The sequence below is a fragment of the Parcubacteria group bacterium CG10_big_fil_rev_8_21_14_0_10_36_14 genome (assembly GCA_002772895.1).
GTDB lineage: Bacteria > Patescibacteriota > Patescibacteriia.
Genome location: PFCS01000022.1, coordinates 1 through 1939, shown reverse-complemented (window position 1 = coordinate 1939; position 1939 = coordinate 1). Strand labels below are relative to the sequence as shown.

Below are 1939 nucleotides of genomic sequence, written 5' to 3'. Positions count from 1 at the left end.
CATTGATATCTCTTGTTATTATAATAATCCATATAGTTATTAATTGCATCATCTAAATCATTGAATGTTTTAGCCGTCTTGCAATCCACATCATCTTTCAGGTGACCAAAGAACGATTCCATAGGCGCATTATCAATGCAATTTCCTTTACGCGACATTGATTGAGTTATTCCTAGATCTTTAATCTTCTTGCTATATTCAGGACTAGTATAGTGAAATCCCTGATCAGAGTGAATTATCGTATTTTCAAAATTAATAATATTCATTCTATCAATCGTTTCTAAAACAATACCGAGGCCTAGCCCCTGAGAAGTTTTCCAGGAAACAATCTCCCCACTAGCAATATCTTTAACCGCTGATAGATATGCTTTCTGCCCATAACCGTAATACAGATATGTTATATCAGTACAAAATACTTTCAGCGGTTCCTCCTGTCTAAATTCGCGATTTAATATATTGGCAAATGTTCGATGCTCCTGGGTTTTCTTAGCAATATATTTATATGGGTTTCTAATTCTTATTTTAACGAACAGCTGATATTTTTTCATTATTCTAATTATCTTCTTATGGTTCATTATTATTCCATAATCATTGATTAGCCTCATTTGAATGCTGCGCCAGCCCAGTCTCTTCTTTCCTTGTTCAAATATTTCTTTAATTATCTCGTAATCTTTTGAATCTTTATCTAATTTATTAAAATTGTTTAACCAGCTATAGTATCCACTTCTAGATACATAACCAACTTCACATAATATTTTAATATCTAGATTTAGTTGTTTAAATATAGAATATTTTTGTCGCGGTTTTAGTTTTATCTCTTTTGGGCCGCCCGGAGTTTGGCTAAAAAATCGTTTTCCGCTTTCAAATAGGCATTTTCTATCTCCAGTCTTTTTATTCTATCAGCATCATTTAACTCTTTAGTCTTTGGTCTACCGCCTCGATTGCCTTGACCTCGACGCTCAAATTTCAGAGAATCAATGCCTCTTGTCTGATATTCCTTTCTCCAGCGCTGCAGACTGAATCCTGGTGTATCTTCTCCGATTATTGAGATATCAAAACCAGCCTCTTCAAATATCATTCTGGGACTACATCCTTCTTCATAATACTTATTTACAGCCCACACCTTGAATTCTTTATTGTATGTGATCGACCTATCACTACAATTCTCAACGTTCTTATTGGCTAGCAGTTCCTTTATTTGATTCTCGTTTAGTCTCCTTTTACTCATATTATTTATCTTAGTTTGTTATTTCATTATATCTTATTTTGCCCACAAAAAAAGCAGACACTTGCGTGTCCACTTTTTGGGGTACGGTTCAAAGTTTGACAAATTTTTTTTAGAGCTTAAGATAGAAGAATACTTCTGAGTTTAATCGATTATGCACACAGAAGTTAAGCAAGAAAATAAAATTTGTTGAGATTCTCATGATTACGAGTTAACAAATTGTGCTTTGTTGGTCAGTCTAGTCCCTGAATAGTCGAGAGAATGGCTCAAAGCTAGTCGCATCTAGTTAAGACAAATTTATTTTTTCTTGCTTTTGTTCTTTTTGAAAGGGTTGAATAGAAGCCTCAGTTATTTATACTGAGGCTTTTTATTACATTTGTTGCTTTTACGGGATTTTTCCAGTAAGATAAAAATATAAAGATAAATATATGGAGAAAAAAATAGAAAAAAATCTAGAATTGAAAAAAACCATTTTTTCAGGAATTCAACCAAGCGGGAATCTAAACATCGGAAATTATATTGGCGCTATTTCGCAGTGGGTGAAGATGCAGGAAAAATATAATTGTATATTTTCAATTGTTGATTATCACGCCATCACCGTTAAGCAAGGCTCAGAAGAGTTACGCCGGCATATTATTGAAGTTGCCAAAATTTATTTAGCTGCCGGAATTGACCCAGCTAAATCAATTATTTTTCAACAATCAAGAGTGGCAG

3 protein-coding genes are annotated in these 1939 nt (G+C 33.5%); 1 reads left to right on the top strand and 2 read right to left on the bottom strand.

Features of this window, described 5'->3' with window-relative positions; all coding sequences use genetic code 11:
• Positions 1 to 605: transposase (locus COU51_01520; GenBank protein ID PIR66887.1), on the bottom strand; the 605-nt coding region annotated here is incomplete at its 3' end.
• Between the two features lie 206 nt (positions 606 to 811).
• The gene (locus tag COU51_01515) at positions 812 to 1228 is read right to left on the bottom strand and encodes a hypothetical protein (protein PIR66886.1); all 417 of its coding nucleotides are present in this window, start codon (positions 1226 to 1228) and stop codon (positions 812 to 814) included.
• A gap of 425 nt (positions 1229 to 1653) precedes the next feature.
• On the opposite strand from COU51_01515, the gene COU51_01510 reads away from it, so the two are divergent.
• Positions 1654 to 1939: tryptophan--tRNA ligase (locus COU51_01510; protein PIR66885.1), on the top strand; the 286-nt coding region annotated here is incomplete at its 3' end.